The following is a 26,270-nucleotide window of genomic DNA, read 5'->3' on the forward strand; positions in this document are numbered from 1 at the left end:
CCAAACATCTCACGACACGAGCTGACGACAGCCATGCAGCACCTGTCACTGTGTTCCCGAAGGCACTCTCTGATCTCTCAAAGATTCACAGGATGTCAAATCCAGGTAAGGTTCTTCGCGTTGCGTCGAATTAAACCACATGCTCCACCGCTTGTGCGGGCCCCCGTCAATTCCTTTGAGTTTTAGTCTTGCGACCGTACTCCCCAGGCGGTTCACTTACCACGTTAGCTTGGGCACACCAGATTTTAATATCCGGTACACCGAGTGAACAACGTTTACTGTGTGGACTACCAGGGTATCTAATCCTGTTCGCTACCCACACCTTCGCGCCTCAGCGTCAATATCTGTCCAGAGAGCTGCCTTCGCCATCGGTGTTCCTCCTGATATCTACGAATTTCACCTCTACACCAGGAATTCCGCTCTCCTCTCCAGTATTCAAGTCTTGCTGTTTCAAATGCACTTCCAGGGTTGAGCCCCGGGCTTTCACATCTGACCGACAAGACCGCCTACGCGCCCTTTACGCCCAATAATTCCGAATAACGCTTGCACCCCCCGTATTACCGCGGCTGCTGGCACGGAGTTAGCCGGTGCTTCCTCTACAGGTACCGTCAATACAACATACTATTAATATGAAGTAATTTCTTCCCTGTCGACAGAGCTTTACGACCCAAGGGCCTTCTTCACTCACGCGGCGTTGCTGCGTCAGGGTTTCCCCCATTGCGCAAAATTCCTCACTGCTGCCTCCCGTAGGAGTCTGGACCGTGTGTCAGTTCCAGTGTGGCTGATCATCCTCTCAGACCAGCTAACCATCGTAGTCTTGGTAGGCCTTTACCCCACCAACAAACTAATGGTCCGCAGACTCATCTCCAAACAATTGCTTTCAAGAAGAGGCAACCTTTCATATATCAACTTATGTCAACATACTTCATCCGGTATTAGCCATCCTTTCGAATAGTTATCCCAGGCTTGAAGGTAGATTATCTACGTGTTACTCACCCGTGCGCCACTCTACTAAGGATTGCAAGCAATCCCGTTCTCGTTCGACTTGCATGTGTTAAGCACGCCGCCAGCGTTCATTCTGAGCCAGGATCAAACTCTCCAGTTATAATCCTTTGATAAAACTTTTAGGTCCTTAGACCCGCTCATTTTCTTTTCTCACTGACCAATTTTCAAAGATCAAACTCTTTGTTTCGGGTTTGTCTGACCCCCAAAACCAGGCCAATATACATGTGACGCCCGGTCTTGTCAAACCTTTTTTTACATTATTCGAAAATTATTTTGTGGTACTTTTTTTTACCGGCTCTCAATAAGATCTCATCTCCATCCACATCTGTATTTGAAACGATTTGATCCATTGCTGCAATGCGTTCTCCATTGATATATGCTCCCCCCTGTTTCACCAGACGCCTCGCATCGGACTTGGACTTGCATAACCCAGCTTGGGTCAACAGATCAATCACCAGCGCTTTGCCCACCACCTCTTCCTTATTATATAAGGTCGACGGAACAGATTCGCCAGAGTCAGTAGTGGCAGGAGAATGCACTCCTCTGGGAATGGTGGACCCCGGCAACAGCGTATCGGAAACTTCCAGGGGACCAAACACGGAAACCGAGGCTTTCAATGACTTTAAAGCCTCTTGTTCTCCATGAGCAATCTTGGTGGCTTCATAGGCAAGGATGGCCTTGGCTTTATTCAAATCAGCCCCTTCAAGGGATTTTACCGTTTCAATCTCTTCCATGGACAAAAAAGTAAATAACGCCAGAAACCTCGACACATCAGCATCTTCACAATTCACCCAGAACTGATAATATTCATAGGGAGAAAATCGGTCAGGATCCAGCCAGACAGCACCTTTGTGTGTTTTTCCCATCTTGATCCCACTGGCCGTGGTAATCAAGGGAAAGGTAATACCAAATGCCTGTTTGCCAAGGGTCCTGCGAACAAGGTCAATTCCTGCCACAATATTACCCCATTGGTCAGAGCCCCCCATTTGCAACAAACACTCATGGGTTTTCGCAAGTTTCATAAAATCATAGGACTGAAGGAGCATATAGTTAAATTCAATAAAAGTCAGGCCATCATCCGATTCCATTCTACTTTTATAGCTTTCCGCCTTAATCATCCTGTTTACGGAAAAATGACGCCCGATATCCCTTAAAAACGGAATATACTCAAGGGCGGTCAGCCATTTTGCATTGTCCTCCATCAGGGCCTTATCATCTGTAAAATCAAGAAACCGTTCCAATTGGTTGCGTATACCGGCCTTATTTTCATCGATCTCTTCCTGGGTAATAACCTTACGCAATTCAGTCTTACCGGACGGATCTCCGATCAATCCTGTTCCACCGCCAACCAGGGCGATGGGTCTGTGCCCGTTTCTTTGCATATGGGATAGAGCCATGATACATACCAGACTTCCCACATGGAGACTGGAAGCTGTTGGATCAAACCCTATGTAACAGGTGGCCCGATTGTTATCAAGATAGTCTTCGAGCTCTTGTGTATGGGTAACCGCGTCAACAAATCCACGCTCTTTTAGTATAGTTAAAACACTCATGTATATTTACAACCTTTATTTTTTCGTATATTCCACTGCACGGGTTTCCCGAATCACCACTACTTTTACCTGACCGGGAAAGGTCAGATTTTCTTCTATCTGGCGGGCAATATCCCTGGAAAGAAGCACGGCTCTTTCATCTGTTATTTTTTCACTCTCGGTGATAACCCGAATCTCACGCCCGGCCTGAATGGCATAGGTATTGACAACCCCTTCAAAGGAATTGGCAATATTTTCAAGGTCCTCAAGGCGTTTGACATAATTTTCCAGACTTTCTTTTCTAGCCCCGGGTCGAGCCCCGGAAAGGGCATCAGCCGCCTGGATAATATAATCATAAACCGTCTCGGGCATCCTGTCTTCGTGGTGAGCACCAATGGCATTGACAACGGCTTCTGTCTCACCATATTTTTTAGCAAGATTGGCACCAATCACGGCATGCGCCCCGTCTACCTCATGATCTACGGCCTTTCCAATGTCATGTAGGAGCCCCATACGCTTGGCAAGCTTTATGTCCAAGCCAAGTTCCGCTGCAATGGTTCCGGATAAAAAAGCAACTTCAATGGAATGCTGTAGCACATTCTGGGCATAGGATGTCCGAAATTTTAATTTTCCCAGAACCTTGATTAATTCGGGATCTATTCCATGAACGCCAAGGTCAAAGGCAGCCTGTTCCCCTGCCTCTTTAGTTATCAGTTCAACCTCTTCGGTTGCCCGTGCCACCACATCCTCAATCCGGGCCGGGTGGATTCTGCCGTCGGAAATCAATTTTTCAATGGCAATCCTTGCCACTTCCCTGCGGATCGGATTGAACCCGGACAAAATTACCGCCTCAGGCGTGTCGTCAATGATAAGGTCAATACCCGTTGCCGCTTCCAATGCCCTGATGTTCCGACCTTCACGACCAATAATCCGGCCCTTCATTTCATCTCCCGGCAAATGAACAACCGAAACAGTTCTTTCAGCCACATAATCCCCGGCATACCGTTGGATTGCCGTTGAAATGATTTTTTTGGCTTCTTTGTCTGCCTGCTCCCTTGCTTCACTGGTAATTTTCTTGATCAACTTTGCCCCTTCGTGCTTTGCCTCTTCTTCCATAGCTTTAAGCAGAAGTTCTTTGGCCTCATCCAGGGTCAGACCGGATACTTTCTCAAGTTCTTTTTTAGTTTCCTCCAGAAGGCTTTTATACTGTTCTTCTCTTCCTTCGGCCGAAGCCAGCGCCCTTGAAATTTCAGTCTCTTTTCTTACAAGTTCCTTATCGCGTTTTAAAAACTGATCTTCAAGTCTATCCAGCTTTTCACTTTTTTTTGCGAGACGCCTTTCTTCCTTTTTCATTTCAGAACGGGTCTCTTCAGTTTCCGCATCAAAATCACTCTTCATTTCCAAAAGTCTGGATTTTGCTTCGAGCTTGGCTTCTCTTAAAAGTGTCGCTGATTTTTTTCTGGCGTCTTCGACAAGTTGTTTCTGTTCTTCTTCAATATTCAAATTTTCCTGGCTTACTTTTTTTCTTACCACAAAAAAAGCAACAATTCCCAATCCCAGCAAAAAAACAATCGTTGATGAGAGTATCATCACAGTATCCATTCAATAATTCTCCTAAAATGCTGTTAACATCAGCAAAAATGACCTTGCTTGCCATATACTAGAATATGGATAAACGTATGGCATGAATATGGAATGGGATTATTATCCAGGGAAGATGGATTAAGGGAAAAAATAATAACAACAAACAATAGCCCCCACAAATTGCCGTGTTGCCCTCTAAGGCTTTGAACCATTGGTTCAAAAGGTGGGTGTCCAATAATACCTTTAGGCTTTTCCTTGCAATCAGGAACATAGCTCACCAGTATCAGGGTGAACGCCCATTTTACTATGCGTTAGGACAAAACCTATTAGACAATCACGCACATTGCAGGGGCATTGTTTATATCAGCCTATCTATTTATTTATTCAATTCCTTCATCAACTTTATTCATCAAAGACGAAATCCTTTGCTCAACCTCTCTTTTCAGTTCAGAATGTTGCTGTTTGAGCTCATAAAAATCCCTTGAGAGATTCATGGCTGCAAGAAGCAATATGGCGATTTTGTTCCTTCCACTCGTTTTATTCGGGAACAAGCCTTCAGCTTCTTTAATATAATCTTTTAAATATTGTGCAACTTTATCCGGATCCTTTACCTGCCCATCCGGTTTAAATCTAAACTCTTCCCCGAAAAGATCAATTTTAACAATTTCATCCAATGAAATCCCTTTACCGATTTTTCACGGTTACACGTTTGATTGATGCTCATTTTTTAATGCATCATTTGATAAATTATTAGAAAAACTATCCAACTTATTCAAAAGGCCATCGATTTTTGATTGAATCAACGCCTCCTGCTCAAGGTTTAATTCTTCCGTTTCATTTTTCTTGACAAGTTTTGTCTCCAAGTCTTTAATTTTTGAACTCAATTCCAAGTTCTCAACCTGTAGCATCTGGCAAAGCTCTATCAAAAAATCAACTTTTATATCAATATCATCAAACTTGTTTTTAATAATCTCATTACCCAATTTCATAGTCTCGTAAAGTGTTCAATTAGCGTTCAGTATAGTTTAAAATATTTGGGAAAGTCAAGATAATTCATTTTCAATCTGCTGAATCAAAGCTTCCACTCGCTCAAGGTCATTGGGGCTGTTCACCCCGATTACCTGCCGTGGATCTGCCATCAACCGGACACTGATTTTTTCTCTTTTAGATCTTGCAATCTGCACCATATCCGTTAAATAGAATTCAGCCTGATTATTATCCGGGCGTATCAATCCAATGGCCTCTTCCAAAAAAGTTTTATCAAAACAATAAATCCCAGTATTGATGGTAGTTATCTGCTTTTCTTTACGGGTTGCATCGGACTCCTCCCGAATAGAGATCATATCACCCGATGTATCCAGAATAATCCTGCCATACCCGGTTGGACTCTCCATATTAACCGCCAAAACCGTTAATTTGGCATGGGTTGTTCTATGGGTGGCAATAAGCTCTTTTAAAGTATCTTCTTGAATCAAGGGGACATCGCCACATAGCACCAGCACATCTTTTATTTTGGGTGCCAGTTCGGGTAAGGCCTGCTTAACCGCATCTCCGGTTCCCAGCAAGGAGGGTTGAATCACAAAGTTAACCAAAAAATATTGGGACACCTCTTGTTTAACAAGCTGCGCCTGATGCCCGATCACCAGATGGATGTTATCTGGTGTCAGTTTTCTGGCACACGCAAGGACATGCACCACCATACTTTTTCCCGCCACCTTGTGAAGCACCTTGGGAAGATCAGACTTCATCCGGGTTCCCTTGCCGGCGGCAAGAATAACAATCGCTAAATCATCCATTTGATTCTCTCAATGTTAGTATCCCATATTTTAGTAGCACTGGTTTTAGTAGCACTGGTTTTAGTGTCATTTTTATGAGTCTCAAGGATTTTGGCATTCATTATTTTAGCCTATCCTGTATTCTTTTTTTAAAAAAAAGGGGATGCTTTCCCATGGAAAAAGCATCCCCCCTTTTTTTTCTTTAATCTGCCGTCATTCTGGCATCATTCATCTGGTATATTTGGCAATTCACCTGCCTGACAGATAGTTTTCTAAAAAATTAGAACCCCAGAATCATATTATTTCATGGTTCCGGCAATTTTAATTCGGTCTATCGCCCTTCTTAAAGCAGCTTCAGCTCTTGAAAAATCAAGATCTGCAGTTTTGGCAGCCAGGCGTTCCTCAGCCCGCTCTTTTGCTTTTTGGGCCCGTGTGATATCGATATTCTTTCTGCGCTCGGCAGATTCAGCCAGGATGGTTACCTTGTTGGGCAGTACTTCTGCAAAGCCGCCGTTGATAAAAAGAAGCCTCTCTTTTCCATTGGCGTCTTTATACCGGAGCGTCCCCAATTTCAAGGATGTCAGGAAGGTGGTGTGCCCTCTGAGCGCACCGAATTCTCCCTCTGACCCTGGCGCCACTACAATCTCAACCTCTTCGCTGACAATTGCTTCTTGTGGTGTAACTACTTCAAGAAATAGTTTTTCGGCCATGTTATCCCTCCAGCTTAAGCTGATTTAGCCTTTTCAATGGCTTCTTCAATAGAACCTACCATATAGAAAGCATTTTCTGGCAGATCATCATGTTTTCCATCAATGATTTCTTTGAATGATCTAACAGTGTCTTCAACCTTTACAAATTTACCGGGCATACCGGTAAAGGTTTCTGCCACATGGAACGGCTGGGACAAAAATTTCTGAAGTTTTCTGGCGCGCTGCACGGTAACTTTATCCTCGTCGGACAGCTCATCCATACCCAGAATAGCAATAATGTCCTGGAGCTCTTTGTATTTTTGAAGGGTCTGCTGAACCACCCGGGCAACATTGTAATGCTCTTCACCAATGTAGGCTGCATCCAAAATCCTGGAAGATGAATCCAGGGGATCCACCGCAGGATAAATACCCAGCTCTGCAATCTGACGGGACAAAACAACGGTTCCGTCAAGATGGGCAAATGTAGTGGCAGGGGCCGGATCCGTCAAGTCATCGGCCGGTACGTAAACGCACTGGACGGCGGTAATAGATCCCTTGTCCGTTGATGTAATACGTTCCTGAAGTTCCCCCATGTCAACGGCCAGTGTGGGCTGATACCCAACAGCAGACGGCATACGACCAAGTGTTGCAGAGACTTCTGCACCGGCCTGGGTAAAACGGAAAATATTATCAACAAAGAGAAGCACATCCTGACCTTCTTCATCACGGAAGTATTCAGCACAGGTCAGAGCTGACAAAGCCACCCGCATACGTGCTCCCGGAGGTTCTGTCATCTGGCCATACACCAGGGCACATTTGGGAAGAACGCCGGATTCTTTCATCTCGTGATAAAGGTCATTACCTTCACGGGTACGCTCGCCTACGCCGCCGAATACGGAAATACCACCATGCTGCATGGCAATATTATTAACCATTTCCATCATGATAACGGTTTTGCCAACTCCGGCACCACCGAACATACCCATTTTACCGCCACGGGGAAAGGGAACCAGAAGATCGATAACCTTAACGCCGGTCTCAAGAACACGAACCGTTGTATCCTGCTCGGTAAAAGCAGGTGCATGCCTGTGAATGGGCAGCATTTTGTCCTGGGAAATAGGCCCCAGACCATCAACAGGACGTCCCACAACGTTAAGAACCCGTCCGAGGGATGCTTCACCAACGGGCATCATAATGGGAGAACCGGTATCCTTAACCGCCATTCCCCTCTGAAGACCGTCGGTTACGTCCATGCCGATACACCGAACCACATTATCCCCCAGATGCTGGGCCACTTCGACAATCAGGTTGTCTTCCATATCACCGATAGCAGGGTTTGTAATGCTCAAAGCCGTTAAGACCGGAGGAAGGTTTCCGGGCTCAAATTCAACATCAATAACAGCACCCAAAACCTGCGCTATTTTACCTATATTTTCAGCCATCTTTTTCTCCTTAAAAGCTGTTTTACCAATTAAGTATCGTCTGTTCTATCCCTTAAGTGCCTCTGCACCACCAACAATATCCATCAGATCAGAAGTAATACCTGCCTGCCGTGTTTTGTTGAATATTGACTGAAGTTCGTTCACCATATCTTCACATGCTTTTGTTGCATTTTCCATGGCTCTCATTCGAGCCCCATGTTCACTGGTGGACGTCTGGAGCAGCGCATCATATATCTGAATAAAAATATTCTTTGGCAGCATTTCACCCAACAGAGCATCGGAAGAAGGCTCGCAGATATGCTCGGGAAGGAACTCTCCCTCTGCAGTTGCTTCTTCTGTTCCCAGGGCCACATCCGCAAGGGAAGGGATGGGAAGCACCTGTTTTAAGGTGGGTGTCTGTCTTGCCATGTTTTCGAACAGGGAATAAATCAGATATACTTCATCAACAGCCCCGTCAAGGAAACTGTCTATCATTTTTTGTCCCGAGGTGGACGCGATCGAAAAATCGATCTTTCCACCCACCACACCCAAATACTCATCTGTGATGGGGAAGGGGCTTTTCTTTGCCCAGTCTCTTCCTCTCTTACCAAAACAGATAATAGAGACATCCTTGCCCGCAAGCTCGGATTCGATTAGTTTTTCAGCTTTAGCAATCAAATTGTTGTTAAAACCGCCACAAAGTCCTCTGTCAGATGTACAGAGGATCAGGGCCACCTTTTTGACTTCTTCGCGGGGGACAAGCAAGGGGCTTGCATCTTCACCGGATTTACCGGCAATGCTTCCCAAAACTTCAGCAAACTTGGAAGCATAGGGTTCAAACGCCTCCATCCTCAGCTGGGACCCGCGCAATCTTGAAGTGGCGACCATCTTCATGGCAGAGGTAATCTGTCTAGTCTTTTTGACACTGACTATTTTCGATTGTACTTCTTTTAAAGTTGCCATATGATCTCACCTTTACGCCTAATTTTAATGAAAATTTCCACAATAAAATCCAAAACGACCCTAAATGGTGTCCTTGAATTCTTCGTCATAGGCTTCAAGGCATTGTTTAAGTTTGCCTTCGATCTCCGCAGTAATTTCCTGTTTTTCTTTTAAGCCGGAGAAAATCTCAGGAAACCGATTTTCAACAAAGGGGTAAAGACCCGCTTCATATTTTGCAACTGCTTCTCTTGGGTATTTATCAATATAGCCCTTGGTTCCTGCATAGAGAGCGGTTACCATTCTTTCCATGGAAAGGGGTTTAAACTGAGGTTGTTTCAAAAGTTCAACCAGTCTTTCTCCACGGGTGAGCTGTTTTTGAGTCGCAGCATCAAGATCAGATCCGAATGCGGCAAAGGCTTCCAATTCACGAAACTGGGCCAAATCAAGGCGCAGGGTACCGGCTACCTGTTTCATGGCTTTTACCTGGGCCGCGCCGCCAACCCTTGACACGGAAAGTCCAACATCAATGGCAGGTCTGATACCGGCAAAGAAAAGATCCTTGTCCAGAAAAATCTGACCATCGGTGATGGAAATAACGTTTGTGGGAATAAAAGCGGACACATCCCCTTCCTGGGTTTCAATGATAGGAAGGGCTGTAAGAGAACCGGCTCCTTCTGCATCGGAAAGTTTTGCAGATCTTTCAAGCAAACGCGAATGGTTGTAAAAAATATCACCAGGAAACGCCTCACGTCCCGGCGGACGTCTGAGCAGCAGGGATACCTGACGATAGGCAACTGCCTGTTTTGAAAGATCATCATAGATAATCAGGGCATGTTCACCCTTGTCCCTGTAATACTCACCCATGGCGCAACCGGCATAGGGAGCCAGGTACTGCATGGCAGCAGATTCAGAAGCAGATGCAATGACAACGGTTGTGTATTCCATGGCGCCATGCTCTTCAAGAGCGGCAACAACCTGGGCAACAGTAGATTTTTTCTGACCGCAGGCAACATAAATACATTTGATGCCACTTTCCTTTTGAGCGATAATGGCATCAACGGCAACGGCTGTTTTACCAATCTGCCGATCCCCAATGATCAGCTCACGCTGGCCGCGACCAACAGGCGTCATGCCGTCAATGGCCTTGGAACCGGTGTAGCAGGGTTCATGAACCCCTTTCCTGGCGATAACACCGGGAGCTACCAATTCCATATTCATATAAATATCAGAGTTGATGGGGCCTTTACCGTCAACGGGTTCACCCGTTGTGGTGACAACCCGACCCAAAAGGGCCTCACCCACGGGAACCGATGCAATACGATCGGTTCTTTTTACCACATCACCCTCTTTGATAACTTTATCATCACCCAGGATGGCAACACCGACATTGTCTGATTCAAGGTTCAATGCAAGGCCCAAAATTCCACCGGGGAATTCAACCAACTCCATGGCCTTAACTTTTTCTAAACCATATACACGGGCAATACCATCACCCGCAGAGAGAACAACACCTGTTTCGCTCAGATCAACTTCTGCGTCAAAGCCTTTGATCTGGTCTTTAATTATCTGGCTTATTTCTTCCGCTTTAATTTCCATTAGACACTCTCACCTTTTTTTAATGTTTCCCGCATATTAATCAGCTGAGTTTTCACGCTGCCATCCAGAACAAGATCTCCGATTTTTGTTACCACTCCGCCAATAAGGCTTGGATCCTGCTCAACATTCAGAACAATCGTTTTTCCCGCTTTTTTAGACAAGGCTTCCTTGATTTTCTCTATGGCGTCAGAGGATAGCTCTGTTGCTGAAATGACACTGGCCTTAACAACCCCTTTGAGTTCATCGGCCAGATCCTTATAATAGGAAGCAATCTCCCGCAAAAAACCGATTCTCCCCTTGTCAAACAAAAGCACCAGAAAAGATTTCATTATGGCAGACAAATCCGTTGCCACCAAAACAGCTTGAAGCACTTTTTTCCGATCGTTTTTATTGTACAGGGGATTGGTCAATGCGAGTTCAAATCCGTCCTGGGTGTCGAAAAGCCCCACCACAGCGCCCAACTCTTCATTGTATTGTTCTGCCTGACCATCTTCCTGGCCAATAAGAATCAACGCCTTGGCATAACGCCTTGAAACTGCTAAATTTTTCATTATGCCACCACCTTTTTCAGATATTGATCAACCAGGTTATCCTGATCTTCAGATGAGATGGATTCTTTAATGACTGCCTCTGCCTGTTCCATTGCCAGCTCAGCAATTTCATGCTGAAGACTTGCCTTGGCTGCTTTAAATTCCTGTTCGATGGTTCGCTTTGCCATGTCTTCCAGCTTATCCGCCTGGGCCGCAGCTTCTTCAAGAATTCTAACCTTGGCTTCTTCGCCTTGTTTAATATAATCTGCAACAATAAGTTTGGATTCCTGATCCAGATTTTTAAACTTTGCTTGGTATTCAGCAAGTTTCTTCTCAGCATCTGCTCGTTTTTGCTCCAGACTGCTCAACTCATCTGCAATCTCTTGCTTACGGGATGAGAAAAACTGCACAACCGGTTTTTTGGCAATAAAAAACCCGGCTATGGCAAGGATACCAAAGTTTAAGACCTTCCAGGTATCGATTTCAAGCCAGCTGTTGTGGACAACATGCCCTGCCTCAGACGCCAATACAACAGACCCGAAACCCGTTACAAGAACCGTAACAAACCCCACGATCTTAAGGTGTCTTTTTCTTAATTTACCTTTTAATTTAGTTTCCATTAAAAAGCCCTCCCTAGGATCTTCTCGCCGATGGCCTTGGCATACGCCTCAACCTCGCCCTCAAGGGCTTTCCGGGCCTGCTCAGTTTCAGATGCCACCTGCTCTTTAATTTGAGCAAGATTGGCCTGAGCTTTCTTGTTAATCTGGTCGATTATTTCCAATTCTTCCTTTGATGCTGCTGCAACAAAGATCTCTTTTTCCTTCAGACCTTTGGATCTGGCTTCTTTCAAACCGCTCTTGTAGGAATCCTTCTGGGAATCAAGATCAGCAGACGCTCGTTCAACGCCATCTTCAAGGCTTTCAACCTTTGCTTTTCTTTCCAAAAGAACTTTACGGATCGGTTTGTACAGTACCAGATTGAGCATAAAAAGCAGAACAAAGAAATTGATCATCTGATATACCAATGATATATCAGGAATCACAGTTATCATAAAATTCCCTCCGCCAGTTAATAATTATAGAAAAATCAACTACTTATATCCTACTGACTGTTCTTTTACGAAGACAGCCTAAATTCCACTGAAAACGTGACTTGAGTACCATCCAGGTAAGCATTTGTCAACATTGAATAATAAATTATTTACCGTTTTTAACACCTCTTTTTCTGAGGTTTTTTCGGGCTAGGTTGTTGTGAAATTTCGCATACTGATATTCATAAGGATCCCAAATCCAACCATGTTGGTCACCACCGATGACCCGCCATAGGAAACCAGGGGCAAGGGAACCCCCACCACCGGCATCAACCCCATGACCATACCGATATTAATAAATATCTGCCAGAAAATCATGGCGGTAATGCCAAAGGCTAAAATCGAGCCGAACATATTGCGGCAATTATAGGAAATGTTGAGTCCCCAAATCAAAAGAATAAAATACAAAATCAATAACACGGCGCAACCGGCAAGCCCCCACTCTTCTGCAAGTACGGAAAGTATAAAGTCCGTATGCTGCTCTGGCAAAAAGGACAATGCATTCTGGGTTCCTTTTAAGAACCCCTTTCCCACCAGCATTCCAGACCCGATGGCAATTTTGGACTGGATAATATGGTAGCCTGCCCCCAGGGGATCCCGGTCAGGATCTAAAAATGTCAGTATCCTATCTTTCTGATAGGCTTTAAGGCCAACAAACCATACCAGGGGTACAATGGAAAGGCCAATGCCGGCAAGGGAATAGAAGACGCGTTTTTCAACTTTTACAAACACGGTAATGGATCCGGCAATCAACAACAGCAGGAGACCTGACCCAAGATCCGGCTGATTGACAATCAAACCAAAGGGAATGAGGCATAAAATGGCCGGTTTGATGAGATTTTGAAACCCTAACCCTTCCGGAGACACAGAGTTGGAATAAACCGAGGCCAGGCTGATAATCAAGGCAATTTTCATCAACTCGGAAGGCTGCATCCGAACAAATCCGATTATCAGCCATCTGCGGGAACCTCCCCCTATGTGGCCAAATAGATAAATTGAGACCAACAGCCCCACACAAATTGTCCAGATAAATAGATTCAATTTGTCTAATTCTCTGAAATCAATCACCACAGACGCCATCATGATACAAAATCCCGTGACCATCCAGACCCCCTGTTTTTTAAAAAGAGGATGAAGATCCGTTCCATCATAGCCTGCAGTGACAGCAGAGTATAAAATGACCAGGCCAACAGAACAGATCAACCCGATAACCACCAGGAATCCCCAGTCAAAATTTTCAATCAGCCGTCTGTCAAACATGATACACTCCTGTATTTCAGGGTTTTATGGTGTCTGTTTTTGCTTGCTGTTTTTGGAGCTGTTTTTGAAGATATTTTTCTATCAAGGCACCTGCAACAGGGGCTGCTGCAGAAGAACCGTGCTCTCCATGCTCAATAATTACACAGATGGCAATTTTAGGCGCTTCTGCAGGGGCATAACTGACAAACCATGCATGGTCCCTCAGGGTTCGTCTCATGGCTTCATTGTCAAATTTTTCCCCGGCCTTTCGGCTGAATACCTGAGCAGTTCCCGTTTTACCGGCAATATTTATCCCCTTGATCCGGATCCGCCTGGCAGTTCCTCTCTCCCCCTGGACCACCTCTAAAAGCCCTTTTTGAACCAGGGCAAGCGTTTCCTTGCTGGCCGGCAACCCGCCGGTAATTTCAGGCTGAATCGATTTAACGATATTACCGTCACTATCTACAATTGAGGTTACAAGCCTGGGCCGGTAAAGGGTTCCGCCATTCCCCACGGCGGCAATAAAAACTGCCATCTGCAGGGGGGTGACCAGATTAAACCCCTGCCCAATACTGATGGAAAGGGTTTCTCCTGCCTGCCAGGCTTCCTTGAATCGCTTTTTTTTCCAGGCTGCTGTTGGTATCAATCCCCGCCTTTCATGGGCCAGCTTAATTCCGGTGGATCGTCCAAACCCACTTCCATTGGCGTACTGGGCCAGAGAATCCACCCCGACTTTTTCTCCTGCCTGGTAAAAAAAGACATCGCAGGACTGGGCAAGGGCATCCACCACCGTCATTTCCCCATGTCCACTTCTTTTCCAACATTGATACCGCCGGTTTCCAAACCGATAATATCCCGGACAAAAAAAAGTGCCGTGTTCGTCAATCACTCGTTCTTCAAGGGCAGCCATGGCGGTTAAAATTTTATAGGTGGACGCCGGGGGATACTCGGCCTGGATCGCCTTGTTACTCATGGGCTTACCAGGATCGGTCATTAGTATCTGCCATTTTTTAGTGGAGATGCCGCCAATAAAATCATTCTGATCAAAACTGGGGGCACTTGCCATGACCAGAACATCGCCGTTGGACGGATCAATGGCCACCACAGCCCCATCATTTTCCCCAAGCAATTGCTCCGCTGTTTTCTGCAGCTCAAGATCAAGGGTTAAGTGTAAATCATTCCCGGAAACAGGGGGAACAGTTTTGAGCACCTTGATAAGCCTGCCGTTGGCATCCACCTCCACCTGGCGCCCCCCTCTTTTCCCCTGCAAAAAAGGCTCAAAGCTTTTTTCAATCCCATAGCGTCCGATGGAATCCCCGGTTCTAACAGTGGGGTATCCACCACTTTCAAGCTCCTTACGGTTGATCTGACCCAGATATCCCAAAAGATGGGCAGCTGTTTTTTTATAAATATAATGGCGGGTGGGTTCAATATCGATATGGATACCCGGCAGATCAAACTTATGGGCCTCGACAATGGCCAGCAGATCCCTTGAAATATCCCTTTTTAATGTCAAGGGCTTGTAAAAAGCAGATTTCCCCGCTTTTTTAATACTCTCCATTAGATCTTCAAAGGAAACATCAATCAGATCGGCAAGTGTTTCTATGGTCTCTTTCACGGGATGGGCATCTTCCAATACAATGGTCAAATCAAAGGCAGGACGATTTTCCACTAAAAGGGTGTGATGCCGATCATAAATAAGCCCCCGGGAAGATTTTATACTTTTAAGCCGGACGCAATTGGTTTCGGAAAGACGGCGGTATTCCTCACCCTTGATCAATTGAAGATATACCAGTCTTAAAAATAACAGGGCAAATACCATCAAGATACAAAGGCTCGCCCCCATAAGGCGCTGTTTTATCCAATCGCGATCCGCATTCTTGTTTAAGCTGCTCACATCAATCCCTGTATCTATGGGCAAACTGATTTTTGAATATTTTTAAAAGATACATCCAATATTGCCGGAATCCAGCGATCAACCAGACACAGGGGGGGATCAATATCCCTCCCCAAACCAACTGTTTGACCATCAATAAAATATCCATCTGCCCAACACCCTCCCTGCCCTGTTCAATGAAAACTGAGAACAAGATCAATCCCTGCTGGATGAGGATAGAAACCAGACTGACACTCAAGATAAATATAAAATTTCGTTTAAAAACAAATTGTTTAAACAATTGTACGATCAGATAAATCCACAGATAAGAAAAAATATGAAGGAAAAATGCAACCCCTGAAAGGCTGTCCATGATACAGCCGATAAGGATAATCGTTAAAATTACACCATAATGGGAATAAATAAGGCTTAAAAAAATAATATTCACTATCATCAAATCAAAACACTGGGGAAACCATGAAAAAGAAGGAAAAATAATGGTTTGAAAAATAATCAGAGAAATCGTGACAGCAACAAAAAAAATTGCATTCATCATGTGAAAATTTTTAAATAATTATCTTGCATTTATGAATACCAGCACATCTTCAAGTTTATCAAAATCAACACTGGTCTCTATGGTAATATCCTGAAACAACTGGGAATGTGTATTTTTAACATCCAGAATCCTGCCAATTTTCAACCCCTTGGAAAACACCTGATCAAGTCCCGAGGACACAATCATTTCACCAGGCCTTATTTCATCTTTTCTCAAGGCATAAACAAAGGTACAGCTTTCTTGATTATTTCCCTTGACCATTCCTCTGACCCGGGTATTTTGAACCAGGGCATCCACCGCCGAATTGCGATCCGTGATAAGCAGCACCGTGGAATAGTCGTTCGCTACCTTAATAATCTGACCCACAATCCCTTCTGAAACCAGAACAGGAGACCCTTTAATAACACCGTCGGAATCTCCTTTGTCAATTATAATGGTCTTAACCCAGGGAGACGGATCCCTTGCAATTACCTGGGCTGCTACATAGACATCTGGAACAGAACTTGTAAAATTCACAAATTTTTTCAACCGTGAATTTTCCTGTTCCATTTCCTCACAGCGATTTTTAATTTCCATGGCCTCGGAGAGTTGGGCCTTGAGTTCGCTATTTTCCTTAACCGCCAAAACCGCCATAAAATAGGTTTTCCAGATGGATTCCGTAAAACCTATTGTTCGTGTCACCAAAAGTTGGAAGGGCGAGGTTAGGGAAATAGCGATTCTCTCAACGCTGCTAACCGGCAAAGATTGCCGACTGGTCATTGTGATTACAGTAAAATTAATCGCAACAAACAATGCCACGCCAATGAAAATTAACATATTCCGTGAAAACATTTGATCAGTTTATGACCACTTCTCTTAAGATATCAATACAATCAAGGGCTTTCCCGCAGCCAAGGGCCACTGTGGATAATGGGTCATCCGTCACAATGATGGGAAGTCCCGTCTTTTCCCTGAGCAATTTATCAAGATTTTTCAAGAGGGCTCCGCCGCCTGTCAAAACAATACCTGAATCAACAATATCAGCCGCCAGTTCCGGAGGGGTCTGTTCCAGGGCAATCCGAACAGTTTCAACAATGGCATCAATCTGTTCAGAAATGGCAACCCTTACCTCTTCAGAATCAATGGCCAGAATTTTGGGAATACCGGATACCAGATCCCGTCCTTTGACCTCAATGGTTTCAAGGTTTTCAGGGGTTGGGTAGGCATTGCCGATGGTGGTTTTGATGATTTCTGCGGTTCGCTCACCAATGAGCAGATTGTACTTACGCTTGATGTGCTGACTGATGGAGGCATCCATTTTATCCCCGGCAACCCTGAGCGATTGTGTATAAACAACACCGGCAAGGGAGATAACCGCCACTTCCGTGGTGCCTCCGCCAATATCAACCACCATATTACAGGTGGGCTCGGTTATGGGCAATCCTGCACCAATGGCGGCAGCCATGGGTTCCTCTATGAGAAAGACTTCCCTGGCCCCTGCAGATTCTGCTGATTCCCGGACTGCCCGCTTTTCAACCTGGGTAATCCCAGACGGAACCGCAATAATAATTCTGGGCCGAACAAGGGTTTTTCGGTTGTTATGAACTTTGCGGATAAAATGTTTTAACATGGCTTCCGTGACTTCAAAGTCTGCAATCACGCCATCTCTCATGGGTCGAATGGCCACAATATTTCCCGGAGTCCTGCCGAGCATCCGCTTGGCTTCCACTCCCACGGCCAACACCTTATTCTTTGCCCGACCATCGGTTCTGACAGCTACTACAGAAGGTTCGCTTAATACGATTCCTTTCCCTTTTACATAAACCAATGTGTTGGCAGTTCCAAGATCAATGGCAAGATCATTGGAAAAGGCACCCAGCAAAGTATCCGTTATAAAGTTCATTTCACCTCTTTTAAAAAATATATTTTTTCAGTTTTTTTTCAGTGCTAAAATAATCTATCATACTAACACAAATATTGCAGATATACTATTAAAAGGTATTTGCTAACAAAAATAGATGACTATTACAAGGCTAAAAATCTGACAGCATAATAATTTACCCAAGGGCCATGGAAACCACATCATGGAGCAAGGGTCTAAAAATTTTAATTTTTTGATTGGCCCGGGAGTGACAAAACCCGCCATGTAATCCCGCCCCCTGTCTTTCCGGACAAAAGCTGCAAGGATATCCGGATCTAACACATGGGGGGATCCATGGCAAACGGCTGTGAGAATCTCACAGAACAGGGTATGAATGGAAAGCGCATCCCCAAAAAGGCCTGCATGCCCCTCTATACCACCTGCAGCCCAGGCTTTGTCATCATCCACTTCACCTGTCAGGGTTCGCCTGCGCCAGGGGCAGGTCTGGGTTGAAACAAGGCGGTCTTTTTTCAGTGGTTCTTTTTCCACTGATCCCTTGGCCAAATCAAAAATGGCGTTGGTTTTCATGGGGCACTGGTCTGCCAGGTAAGCAACCCCACTATTTAACGCCCATCCTTATGGATTCATAATTTTTCCAAATTCCGAAGCAAAAATATCGAGGTCTATTCCATCGATATCACCGTCATCATCAAAATCACCTTGAAAAACGGTCTGCAGAGGAATTAAACTGGGAAGGTTAAGAATTGAAACCTCAGCATCAGCGATATCCACAATGGCAATATGATTGTTGTTGGCATCATAGGCAATATCGCTGGGAACATCAGAAAAATATGAGGTATCAAATCTTGCCTGCAGGATTCCTTTACGGCTGACGATGAACGCTTCATCCAAAGAATCATCCACGATGATGAGGTGACTGGCGTTAGAAGCACCCAACAGGGCGACACCCTTGGGTGAATTTGAAGCAAGGGGTTCGGTTGAAATCTGGGACAGCAGTTTTTTCGAACGAACCGGGTCAATTGTAAAAGCAGCGTCTCGAGAAGAATCGATGATGACAAAGTTGCCTGTTTCAGGTTGATACGCCAGGCCGGTTGGATTCAGGGAATTGATCCCGAAAGTGGCCGTGTTAAGCTGATACAGGAGTGTCCCGGAACGGTCACAGATAAAAATTTCGTCATAATAATTATCTATAATGGCAAAATTGTCTTGTGCCGGAAGATAAGCGATACCGCCGGGAGTTTTTGCAAAGGAACTAATATCAAACTGATTTTCAAGGTTTCCGTCATCATCTGTAATATAGACCTCCAAGCCGACACTGTCCAGAACAGCATAATTCCCAGACTGGTGCATAAAACATATTCCAACAGGAGAAGTAGCGCCAAAAAAAGCAGTGCTCCATTGTTTTGCCAGGACACCTTCTATGTTAAGTAAAAAAACTTCATCCTCACTGCTGTCAGCCACCATATAGTTGTCAGTACCGGCGTCATAGGACAATCCGCAAGGCGCGACAGACACCGGCAGATCAAAACGATCCACAGGCAACCCCGCGTAAGTCACAATAAACACATCGTCAACACCGCTATCAACGATGGCAAAATTATCTGATGATGGAATATAGGTTATCCCCGCAGGAGATTTTGCCTCCCTTGAGGCAATATCAAACTGACTCACAAGACCCCCAGTAAAATCAACGATAAAAACCTCATCCGCGCTGGAGTCAACAATGGCAAAATAGTTGCGAGAGGGGATATAGGTTATACCCAATGGATAGTTGGATCCCAGAGAACTGGTATCAAACTGATCAATAAGCCCCCCCGTAAAATCAACGATAAAAACCTCATCTGCGCTGGAGTCAACAATGGCAAAATAATTGAGAGAGGGGATGAAAGTAATGCCTGAAGGCGCACTCGCCCCAAAAACACTGGTATTAAATTGGCCCTGAAGCTTCCTATCTGCGTCGAAAATAAAGACCATGTCCACAGTGGCATCTACCACAGCAACTCCCCTTGTCGACGGGATAAAAACAATACCGGAGGGTACAGTCGATGCCTCTCCGACATCAAAATGATCCACCATCACCGGTATGGTTTGAAGTGCTAAAGCAAAGTTTGCTGCTGATACAAAAATGCCACAGATTACAATGACCATGAGCGTTGTTAAAAAAAATAAAGAATTCTTCATTGATGTCTCCTTCATTTGCTTAAAATTAATTAAAGGATGACGCTGCTGTAAAGGATGCAGTTGAGCCGTAGTCAATGGCGTCCCCTATCTATCTAAATTCAAAGATATCAACACCGTCATTGTTTCTATCTTCCTGATAAGGATTATATGCCAAGGCACAATTGTCATTAATGTTTGCGACCCCATCCCCGTAACTGCCGCCATTCGCATCCCAAGACTGCCAGATGCCTTTTGATGAATATGTATCACCAGCTATTTCAATAATGACTCCGTTCTCTCCATAAATCATCGCCCGATCACCTTGTAATGCATTGGATGTATTGTTGGCCGCAAATTGACTATCATCCCCATTAACAGTGCCGTAAATATAAACTTCATTGACCACTTCAAAATTACATCCCGAGTTGAGGTTCAAACTGACGTCACTGGAACTGTTATCCCCAGTTCCAAAGTATCTATCTGGGTATTCCCAACAACATAAAAGTTTACAATTGTACCTGCCGGAATAACGACATTAAACCTCACACTACCTGCATTATGGGGTATCACATCAAGGTCCCAGTTAGCAGCGTTACGCCAATTTCCCCCGCTGCTGCCAATAAAAATAGCTATGGCTGTAAAATCTACAAATAGAATTCAGGAGGCAGGCTCATATGTATGGTCCATCAGAGAGAAGAGAAATAGAAAATGAATCTCTACAGTTACCGAGTCATCCTCTAATAAAACAAGAAATATATTTTTGTCAAGAGATGAATAATATAAACAATTTCTTGACCCGGTCAAAACCAATTTGTATATATTTAAAGCTTAAAATAAAACGGCTCTCCAATCTGAATTTGAACTGGGCTCACGGTAAAATACATTCGTATCAAATCTGATATCTGACCTGATCAACACTTTCTTATTTAAAAATTTGTATCCTCTGCCCGGTAAAGACACAAAGTAATTTGGGCTGAGAATAAAAAAGCAATACGAAATTTTTTAGCCGTCCATAGTGCCGATGTCAAAGTTACATATTATTATTCTTATAAAAATGAGGTGCCTATGAAAATGAAAATATCTCCTTCAAAGAAGAATGTCCTTGGTGCTATATGTTTATTCCTATTTGCCTGTCTGAGTATATTTCTTCCCAAAACAGGAAACGCCAGCATGATATCGGATGGATCGGATGGATCCGACGGACCGTTTCATCCTCTTCAAAGCACAGTCATTGACCTGACAGAAGGCAATATTTTTAATTTTACAACTATTACAATCCCAGAGGGCGTGAAAGTGAGTTTTATAAACTCCTTTGACAATGTACCTGTCTATTTCCTGGCGACAGGTGACATCATCATTGATGGTACCCTTGATCTTCGCGGCGGGATAGCGGGGGCTGCAGGCCCGGGCGGCTATGGAGGTGGCCCGGGCGGCTCCGAAGGTGCAATCGGAATACCAGGATTTGGCCCAGGCGGTGGCTATGGCGGGATTGCCCGTCACCCCGGCGGCGGTGCAAGTTATGCAACCTTAGGCACCTCTACCAAAATAGATAGCTGTCTGAGTGAGATTTTACCTCCTACACCGGCTGTTCCCTATTTAACAGATCTCTTTGATGGGGGTAGTGGCGGCGGTGGTGGCGGCGGCGGTGCCTACGTAAAGGGATGCTCCGGTGGTGACGGAGGCGGTGCTGTTTTTCTTTCTACACCCTGGACCATCTATATCAACGGAAATATTATTGCCAATGGCGCAAACGGGAATAACTGCTATACCTCTGCACTTTGCGGCATCCGTGGCGGTCCTGGCGGCGGCGGCAGCGGGGGCATGATTCGTCTGGCAGCTGATTCAATCATGATTGAATCAGAAGGAACGCTTAACTGCAGCGGTGGAAAAGGCGGTGTCCGCAGTTATGATGGATCACTGACTCCTTACGGCGGCAATGGCGGATATGGATATATTGTTATTAAAAGCCCCAATATAGATATCAGCGGTAAAATTCTTGGAGCGCTTATTCTTAATGACTGTATTGTCGATTTTGATAATGATGGAGATATCGATGGAGCGGACATTACCCAGATGGCATCTGACCTGGAACTTGTCTGCCTCACCTATTTTGCCGTAAGCTTTGGCAGCCTATATTGATTATGACGGGGCTGACTTGGCATTGTTTGCTCCGACCAGGAATACACACTGCACGGTCCATTAAAAATAGTTGGAAAATACGATATTAATCCTTCGGTCAAGGTAAAATTTTTTCATAGTTATTCATTTATTTCATAAATATATAACAATATTTTCCTATTTTGTTTTTTCTCTCTGGTGTCGTATACGAATCGCTGTCATCCAGAAAATATTCATCAGCAGCAATGACATGCAAATAAACATTTAATCCGCAATAAACTGGGTGAACGCCATCTCCATCGGGACCAACAATTCAGTCAATGCGGCAGAATGCTCTGGATTTAACGGGAGCACCAATACCCAGCAGTACTTATGGCAAATATCCAGATATAATTCTTGACATTTTTAGCAAATTTGATAACCAGATGTATGTGTGTTTACTTATTTTCAACAGGTACTGAAACAAAAGCGGCAAGGTAATTGATATGCGCAGGTTATTTTTAAGCATTTTTTTTGCTCTTCCGATCATAGCAGTAATTTTCTTTATCAATGCCGCATTCTTACATGGAAATGCAGGGTTTAAAATTGATAAAACCCAAAAAGGTCTTTTGATTTCAAAAATCATAACCCAGATTAATCCGGTTGAACTAAACGATATAATCATTTCAGCACATGGCCTTTCTTATCATGAAATCCTTGGTTTTTCTTTAACCAATACTTCTGTAAAAAAACCTGGAACCATGACCATACTCAGGGATTCAAAAAAAATAGATATCACTATAAAAACAATTCCATTTACGTGGATTTCTTTGTTTGAACTGATCTGGCCCAGACTGATGTTAATTGTTGTCTTCCTTACCCTGGGTTCAATAGCACTTTACCGGGCACCCCCAAGCCCCCAGGTTTTTCTTTTTTTTATGATGCTATGCAGCCTTTCAACCTCTTTAACCGCAACGATTCCATCTTCAATAGATTTTTTGTCCCCGTTAACATTTTCAATGGCTTTCATACTGAATGCTGTTGCCAACTGGGTATCATTTGGTCTCTGGCTTCACTTTGCACTCAGGTTTCCGGATACAAGAGACCTGATTGTGCACCGATGGTGGATTCCTGCCAGCATATATCTTTTGCCGGTCATTACGACGATTGGTGTTTCTTTGTATGCTACAGGCCTGACACCGGAGTTCTGGGGCTGGGTCCAGCGGTTGAGAAACCTATACCTGCCCTTTATTATCATTGGTGTTTTTGTTAAACATGTTGTTGACTACAAAAAAATATCGACACAACAGGAAAAAAACCAGATCAAACTTCCTTTGATTGCTTATTGGTTGACGTTTGCACCCTATCTATTCTTATACCTTCTTCCCAATCTTGTATTTGACACCCCTCTTATTTCATTTCGAATTGCCGTATTTGCTTTTTTTATCCTCCCCATGGCATACCTTGTAGGAATTCTTCGATACAGACTCCTTAATGTCGACCAGATTATCAGTCGGACCCTGTCCTATTTTACTATTATCGTTTTTCTTGCAATCATCTATTCACTGTTTCTTGCAGGGCTTAAGAAATGGATTTTCGGTGAACAGGTGCTATCCACCGAATTGTTTCTTATTTTTCTTATCTTTATAAATATTATCTTTCATCCGGTGGTTTTAAAGCTTGATCATCTAATTAAAAAAATATTTTTCAAACATCAGTCAATCTCTGTAAAAATCATGCATGCGTTCAGCAATATGATATCTGCAAAACTTTATCTTCCTGATCTTACCCGCATGGTCATAGATGAACTTCCCCGGGCAATTAATATCAGATCCGCGGCTATCATGACCCTTGAAAAAAAACGATCCCGGCTTTTCCCGGAACATCTTCGGTTTGGTACAAGCCCCTGGCCAAAAAGCCAACTTGTCACACTATTTGAGGATAACTCCGTGGAATACTTTTCCACTTATCAGGTGATTTCTGACAGTAAACTTGAAAAAGAACTTAGAGAGATACAAAAAAGCGGGTTTCCCCTTGTTCTTCCACTAAAAGGCTCACAATCACTTTCCGCACTCTTATTTATCGGCCCCAAAAATAGTGGTGGACTCTTCAATGAAAAAGACATTCATTTGCTGGCTAACTTTGCCAACCAGGCAGCTATTGCCCTGGAAAATGCCATCCATCATGAATCTTTAATTGAAAGCAAAAAGCAGCTTGAAAATATGTTCGATCAAAAAGTTCAATCGGAGAAAATGGCAGCCATCGGAGAAATGACATCTGTTCTGGCGCATGAATTGAAAAATCCTCTGGGTATTATTCACAGTTCTGCCCAGTATCTTTCAGACGGCAAACAATCTAAAAAAGTTACACAGGAAATGCTTCATTATATTAAGAGTGAAGTAAAACATCTAAATTTATCCATCAACAGCATATTAAAGCTTGCAAGGCAGAAAGCCCCTGAATTTGAGAAAACAGATCTTTTAAACCAGATTCATCTATTGATGAATCAATGGCAGCGTTCTGACAATCACAGGACTGATGTTGAAATCAACATAGATATTTTGGAACCATTACCTCACATTTATGCTGATTTCAAGCAACTGAGCCAGGTATTGCTTAATCTGATCCGAAACAGCGAAGAAATGATGGATAAAGGAGGACAAATCACTGTTAAAGTCAAACAGGATAATGATTTTATCCAAATCAAAATAGCTGATAATGGACCAGGCATTCCTGATGATAACCTTGACAAAGTGTTTCAAAATTTTTTTACAACTAAAAAACAAGGTCTTGGACTGGGTCTTGCTGTCTGTAAACAGATTATCAATGGTCACAATGGTGAAATATCCTTAAAAAACAATTCTCAAAGCGGCCAGAACGGAACTATCGCCTGTATCAGACTGCCGATAAAACCATTGGCTACTATTGACAGACCCTATTTACAGGAATCAATCATCCCCGCATAATTTTTGGAATATTTAATGAAACATAAAGTCCTTATAATTGAAGATGAAACAAGACTTCTCAGAATTTTAGAGATGGTTCTTACCGACAATGGATACCAGGTCAAAACAGCCAATGATGGCCGGCAGGGGATCGATATCTGGACTCAATGGAACCCTGAAGTTGTTGTGACTGATTTAAAAATGCGGCCCGTTGACGGCATGGAAGTCTTAAATTTCGGCAGGCTTAACTTTTCTCAAATACCGCTGATTATCCTGACAGCGTTTGGATCAGTAGAAACGGCTGTAATTGCCATGAAAACCGGTGCGTTTGATTTTCTTTCCAAACCCGTTGATCATAAACAATTGCTGGAAATCATTGATCAGGCCCTTGCCGTAAACAAAAATGAGCCTGCGTCTTTGGAAGAACTTATTGGTTCTTCTAAAAAGATGGAACAAATCAAAAAAGATATCCTTCTATTCGCATCAACTGACAGTTCGGTTTTGATTATTGGAGAATCCGGAACAGGCAAGGAAATAGCCGCCAGATCAATTCATAAAGCATCCGAAAGAAAAAACTGCCCTTTTGTTAAGGTTAACTGTGCTGCTATTCCCAGAGAATTGATTGAAAGTGAATTGTTCGGCCATAAGAAAGGGTCATTTACAGGCGCTTTACAAGATCGTAAAGGGGCGTTTATGCTGGCAGATAAAGGCATCCTTTTTTTAGATGAAATCGGTGATCTTCCCATTGAGCTTCAGCCCAAATTATTACATGCAGTGGAAGAAAAAACAATTACCCCCATCGGTGCAAGCAGTGCAATACCTGTTTCCATTAAAATCCTGTCCGCTACAAATCTGAACCTTGAAACAATGGTCAATGAATCCAAATTCAGGGCCGATCTCTATTATCGCTTGAACACAGTCTGCTTGAATATGCCTGCCTTAAGGGACAAGCCAACAGATATCAGTGAACTTGCTTTGTTTTTTACAAAAAAATTCTGTCTGGAATTTAAAAAACCAGTGCTAAAAATTACTGATAATGCCCTGCAGGCACTGGAAAGTTATTCCTGGCCCGGCAATATAAGGGAACTTAAAAATGTTATAGAACGAGCAGTGCTCACCTGTGATAAAGAAACCATCACCCGGGATAATTTGCCTGAAATCGTCAAGAGAAAAGGCATCCACCCATTGCCACAAAACACAAAAAATCATGGATTGGATATGGCAACACAGGAGCAGACGCTGTTGCTGGCAGCATTGGAACAATGTGGCTGGAATCAGTCAAATGCTGCTAAAGAACTGGGGATTACCAGAAGTGCCCTTCGATATCGGCTTCAAAAATACGGCATTAAAAAATAATTATTGCTGATATTTC

At 43.8% G+C, this 26,270-nt stretch carries 23 protein-coding genes, 1 rRNA gene and 1 other RNA gene (1 of these 25 running past the window's edge); 3 read left to right on the forward strand and 22 right to left on the reverse strand.

Features of this window, described 5'->3' with window-relative positions; translation table 11 throughout:
- The 22 genes from ACZ45G_RS16675 to ACZ45G_RS16780 form a co-directional block, all read right to left on the reverse strand.
- A 16S ribosomal RNA gene (locus ACZ45G_RS16675) occupies positions 1–1,105 on the reverse strand; it reaches 455 nt to the left of the window's first position.
- 157 nt (positions 1,106–1,262) lie between these two features.
- Positions 1,263–2,558 carry a tyrosine--tRNA ligase gene (gene tyrS / locus ACZ45G_RS16680; protein ID WP_464171612.1) on the reverse strand — a complete coding sequence of 432 codons (1,296 nt, stop codon included), beginning with the start codon at positions 2,556–2,558 and terminating at the stop codon, positions 1,263–1,265.
- Between the two features lie 15 nt (positions 2,559–2,573).
- Positions 2,574–4,139, reverse strand: coding sequence for a ribonuclease Y (gene rny / locus ACZ45G_RS16685; RefSeq protein WP_464171613.1), 1,566 nt, complete (start codon positions 4,137–4,139; stop codon positions 2,574–2,576).
- Positions 4,140–4,287: 148 nt separating this feature from the next.
- Positions 4,288–4,476, reverse strand: a non-coding RNA gene (ssrS, locus tag ACZ45G_RS16690) — 6S RNA.
- Positions 4,477–4,501: 25 nt separating this feature from the next.
- A complete protein-coding gene (locus ACZ45G_RS16695; protein WP_464171614.1) occupies positions 4,502–4,795 on the reverse strand; it encodes a cell division protein ZapA in 294 nt (97 codons plus the stop codon).
- 27 nt (positions 4,796–4,822) lie between these two features.
- A complete protein-coding gene (locus ACZ45G_RS16700; RefSeq protein ID WP_464171615.1) occupies positions 4,823–5,110 on the reverse strand; it encodes a DUF904 domain-containing protein in 288 nt (95 codons plus the stop codon).
- Between the two features lie 54 nt (positions 5,111–5,164).
- A complete protein-coding gene (locus ACZ45G_RS16705; RefSeq protein ID WP_464171616.1) occupies positions 5,165–5,917 on the reverse strand; it encodes an NTP transferase domain-containing protein in 753 nt (250 codons plus the stop codon).
- Positions 5,918–6,195: 278 nt separating this feature from the next.
- Complete coding sequence (locus ACZ45G_RS16710; protein ID WP_464171617.1) at positions 6,196–6,606, reverse strand: F0F1 ATP synthase subunit epsilon; 411 nt, start codon at positions 6,604–6,606, stop codon at positions 6,196–6,198.
- 14 nt (positions 6,607–6,620) lie between these two features.
- Complete coding sequence (gene atpD / locus ACZ45G_RS16715; RefSeq protein WP_464171618.1) at positions 6,621–8,027, reverse strand: F0F1 ATP synthase subunit beta; 1,407 nt, start codon at positions 8,025–8,027, stop codon at positions 6,621–6,623.
- A gap of 45 nt (positions 8,028–8,072) precedes the next feature.
- A complete protein-coding gene (gene atpG, locus ACZ45G_RS16720) occupies positions 8,073–8,969 on the reverse strand; it encodes an ATP synthase F1 subunit gamma (RefSeq protein ID WP_464171619.1) in 897 nt (298 codons plus the stop codon).
- A 60-nt stretch (positions 8,970–9,029) separates the two neighbouring features.
- On the reverse strand, positions 9,030–10,544 hold the full coding sequence (atpA, locus tag ACZ45G_RS16725; protein WP_464171620.1) for a F0F1 ATP synthase subunit alpha: 1,515 nt from the start codon (positions 10,542–10,544) through the stop codon (positions 9,030–9,032).
- Positions 10,544–11,095: an ATP synthase F1 subunit delta gene (atpH, locus tag ACZ45G_RS16730; RefSeq protein ID WP_464171621.1), complete on the reverse strand. Its 552-nt coding sequence runs from the start codon at positions 11,093–11,095 to the stop codon at positions 10,544–10,546. The genes atpA and atpH overlap by 1 nt, the downstream gene beginning before the upstream one ends.
- The gene (gene atpF, locus ACZ45G_RS16735) at positions 11,095–11,694 is read right to left on the reverse strand and encodes a F0F1 ATP synthase subunit B (protein ID WP_464171622.1); all 600 of its coding nucleotides are present in this window, start codon (positions 11,692–11,694) and stop codon (positions 11,095–11,097) included. The genes atpH and atpF overlap by 1 nt, the downstream gene beginning before the upstream one ends.
- Positions 11,694–12,125 carry an ATP synthase F0 subunit B gene (locus tag ACZ45G_RS16740; protein WP_464171623.1) on the reverse strand — a complete coding sequence of 144 codons (432 nt, stop codon included), beginning with the start codon at positions 12,123–12,125 and terminating at the stop codon, positions 11,694–11,696. The genes atpF and ACZ45G_RS16740 overlap by 1 nt, the downstream gene beginning before the upstream one ends.
- A 189-nt stretch (positions 12,126–12,314) precedes the next feature.
- Complete coding sequence (gene rodA / locus ACZ45G_RS16745; protein WP_464171624.1) at positions 12,315–13,424, reverse strand: rod shape-determining protein RodA; 1,110 nt, start codon at positions 13,422–13,424, stop codon at positions 12,315–12,317.
- Between the two features lie 16 nt (positions 13,425–13,440).
- Positions 13,441–15,300: a penicillin-binding protein 2 gene (gene mrdA, locus ACZ45G_RS16750; RefSeq protein WP_464171625.1), complete on the reverse strand. Its 1,860-nt coding sequence runs from the start codon at positions 15,298–15,300 to the stop codon at positions 13,441–13,443.
- 1 nt (position 15,301) lies between these two features.
- Positions 15,302–15,835 carry a hypothetical protein gene (locus tag ACZ45G_RS16755; RefSeq protein WP_464171626.1) on the reverse strand — a complete coding sequence of 178 codons (534 nt, stop codon included), beginning with the start codon at positions 15,833–15,835 and terminating at the stop codon, positions 15,302–15,304.
- A gap of 18 nt (positions 15,836–15,853) precedes the next feature.
- Positions 15,854–16,651: a rod shape-determining protein MreC gene (mreC, locus tag ACZ45G_RS16760; RefSeq protein ID WP_464171627.1), complete on the reverse strand. Its 798-nt coding sequence runs from the start codon at positions 16,649–16,651 to the stop codon at positions 15,854–15,856.
- A 19-nt stretch (positions 16,652–16,670) separates the two neighbouring features.
- Entirely contained in the window at positions 16,671–17,717 is a 1,047-nt protein-coding gene (locus ACZ45G_RS16765; protein ID WP_464171628.1) for a rod shape-determining protein, read from the reverse strand.
- A gap of 102 nt (positions 17,718–17,819) precedes the next feature.
- On the reverse strand, positions 17,820–18,263 hold the full coding sequence (locus ACZ45G_RS16770; protein WP_464171629.1) for a hypothetical protein: 444 nt from the start codon (positions 18,261–18,263) through the stop codon (positions 17,820–17,822).
- A 48-nt stretch (positions 18,264–18,311) separates the two neighbouring features.
- A complete protein-coding gene (locus ACZ45G_RS16775) occupies positions 18,312–19,877 on the reverse strand; it encodes an NHL repeat-containing protein (protein WP_464171630.1) in 1,566 nt (521 codons plus the stop codon).
- A gap of 88 nt (positions 19,878–19,965) precedes the next feature.
- The gene (locus ACZ45G_RS16780; RefSeq protein WP_464171631.1) at positions 19,966–20,262 is read right to left on the reverse strand and encodes a hypothetical protein; all 297 of its coding nucleotides are present in this window, start codon (positions 20,260–20,262) and stop codon (positions 19,966–19,968) included.
- Between the two features lie 764 nt (positions 20,263–21,026).
- Between ACZ45G_RS16780 and ACZ45G_RS16785 the strand changes: the two genes are divergently transcribed.
- From ACZ45G_RS16785 to ACZ45G_RS16795, 3 genes are all read left to right on the forward strand, one after another.
- Entirely contained in the window at positions 21,027–21,995 is a 969-nt protein-coding gene (locus ACZ45G_RS16785) for a hypothetical protein (protein WP_464171632.1), read from the forward strand.
- A gap of 464 nt (positions 21,996–22,459) precedes the next feature.
- Positions 22,460–24,919 (forward strand): ATP-binding protein, encoded by a 2,460-nt coding sequence (locus tag ACZ45G_RS16790; protein ID WP_464171633.1) that lies wholly within the window; start codon positions 22,460–22,462, stop codon positions 24,917–24,919.
- 15 nt (positions 24,920–24,934) lie between these two features.
- Complete coding sequence (locus ACZ45G_RS16795; RefSeq protein WP_464171634.1) at positions 24,935–26,254, forward strand: sigma-54-dependent transcriptional regulator; 1,320 nt, start codon at positions 24,935–24,937, stop codon at positions 26,252–26,254.
- Positions 26,255–26,270 lie beyond the last annotated feature (16 nt).

It is taken from the genome of Desulfoconvexum algidum, assembly GCF_055382125.1.